Below are 1,798 nucleotides of genomic sequence, written 5' to 3'. Positions count from 1 at the left end.
GCAGTCGCGGCATGACGTCTCGTCGGCGCCCGGGCGGCTGCGGGCGCATGTTCCGCCCGGTCGCCGACGAGACGTCATGCCGCGACTGCCGTACCGAGAAGGCCACTGCCGACGCCTCCGGCGCCGTCGCCGCCACCAGGCGCGGCATGGCCGCGATCCGGGACATCCTCGCTGCTCAGACGTGATTGTCAGTGGTGCCGTGCATCATCGTCGGCATGACTGAGAGCACGCTGCACGACCTCGCCCGGACGCTTCTGCCCGCCGACCTCGCCGAGCGTTGGATCTCCCTGTGCCGCCCGGCCGCGCGGCTGGTGGCGACCCCGGAGCCGGGGGCGGAGGACGTGGTGGTCGGGCGGCTGGGCGGGCTGCCCGAGCTGCCGGAGGGCATGGCGTGGCCAGTGTGGGAGGAGCACGGGCCGCTGTCGTTCATCGCGTCGGTCGACTGTGCCGCGCTGCCCAAGGGCGCGCTGGACATAGCGCTGCCCGCCGACGGGACGCTGTCGTTCTTCTACTTCGACGGACAGATCGACGACGGCGACTCCCTGGTCTGGCCCGGGGAGCCGGAGACGTGGGCGGGCGCCCGGGTCGTCCACGTCCCGGCCGGGGTCGCGGTGGCCGAGCGCGCCTGGCCCGTCGTCGACGACGAGGACGTGGAGTTCGAGCCGTACCCGGCCGTGCCGCTGACGGCCCGTGTGAAGTGGACCGCGCCCGACTCCTGGCACCCGGACTTCGTCGCGGCCCTGCACCGCGACGGTGTCGTCAAGGACCACAACCGCCACCCGGCGGAGGCCGAGGCGTTCGTCGAGGCGCTGTGGGATCTGGAGCGGGACGCCGACCACCTCATCGGCGGCCACGCCAACCCCGTCCAGAACCCCGTGGAGTACGAGATCGCCCACGGCTTCCTCAACCGCGACGGCGGCGACATCGCCTGGAGCGACCCGCGCGTCGAGGAGGAGGCCGGGCGCTGGACGCTCCTCGCCCAGATCGACACCGATGACGACGCCGACATGATGTGGGGCGACTGCGGCGCCCTCTACTGGCTCATACGCCCCGAGGACCTGGCCGCCGGCCGCTTCGATCAAGCGATGTTCACCATGCAGTGCTCCTGAGCACGGTGAATCCCGCTGTCGCGTATCACGACGCCGGCGGCAGGACGTCGATGAGAGTCTCCAGCGCCCCCGCGAAGGCGTGCTTCGCGGGCGTTCCGTAGGCCACGAGCAGGCCGTCGCGGCCGTCCGGCACGGGGACCGGGACGGAGTCGTCCGCGGCGGCGTGACGGAAGGCGCTCAGGCCCTGCACCGCCAGGCCCCGCCAGGCGGCGGCCTGGATCGTGGACTGCTCGGTGCCCGGGGGGAGTTCGAGGACGGCGTGGAGGCCGGCGGCGATGCCGGTGACGCGGATGTGGGGGGCGTGCCGGGTGAGGGCGGAGACGAGGTCGTCGCGGCGGCGGCGATAGTGGAGGCGCATGGCGCGGATGTGACGGTCGTAGCCACCGGAGTTGATGAACTCGGCGAGGGTGAGCTGATCGAGAACGCCCATGCCCCACTCGCCGGACCGGCGCAGGTCCACGACGTCGGCGACGAGGTGTTCGGGGAGGACGAGCCAGGCGAGGCGCAGGCCGGGGGCGAGGGACTTGCTGGCGGTGCCGCAGTAGACGACGTGCTCGGGGGCCAGTCCCTGGAGGGCTCCCACGGGCTGGCGGTCGTAGCGGAACTCGCCGTCGTAGTCGTCCTCGACGATCACCCCGCCCGTGCGCGCGGCCCAGTCGGCGACGGCGGCGCGGCGGTCGGGGTGGCTG

The 1,798-nt window shown here is 73.1% G+C and carries 3 protein-coding genes; 2 read left to right on the top strand and 1 reads right to left on the bottom strand.

The window, feature by feature from the left end:
* Positions 1–185, top strand: a 185-nt coding sequence (locus K6I33_RS34705; RefSeq protein ID WP_229358777.1) for a hypothetical protein, incomplete at its 5' end; no start/stop codon positions are given.
* Between the two features lie 30 nt (positions 186–215).
* Positions 216–1,109 (top strand): YwqG family protein, encoded by an 894-nt coding sequence (locus K6I33_RS34700; RefSeq protein WP_229358776.1) that lies wholly within the window; start codon positions 216–218, stop codon positions 1,107–1,109.
* Positions 1,110–1,134: 25 nt separating this feature from the next.
* Here the strand turns inward: K6I33_RS34700 and K6I33_RS34695 are convergent.
* Positions 1,135–1,798, bottom strand: a 664-nt coding sequence (locus tag K6I33_RS34695; RefSeq protein WP_229358775.1) for a PLP-dependent aminotransferase family protein, incomplete at its 5' end; no start/stop codon positions are given.

Origin of the sequence: Streptomyces sp. UNOB3_S3 (assembly GCF_020740895.1) — a bacterium.
In the GTDB taxonomy this organism is placed as follows: domain Bacteria; phylum Actinomycetota; class Actinomycetes; order Streptomycetales; family Streptomycetaceae; genus Streptomyces.
Note: the sequence above shows the minus strand (reverse complement) of the source record. Positions and strands in the feature narration are given on the sequence as shown.

Bases quoted from the DNA above. Each gene is read 5' to 3' on its own strand.
- K6I33_RS34700 (WP_229358776.1), top strand. From the start codon at position 216: ATGACTGAGAGCACGCTGCACGACCTCGCCCGGACGCTTCTGCCCGCC.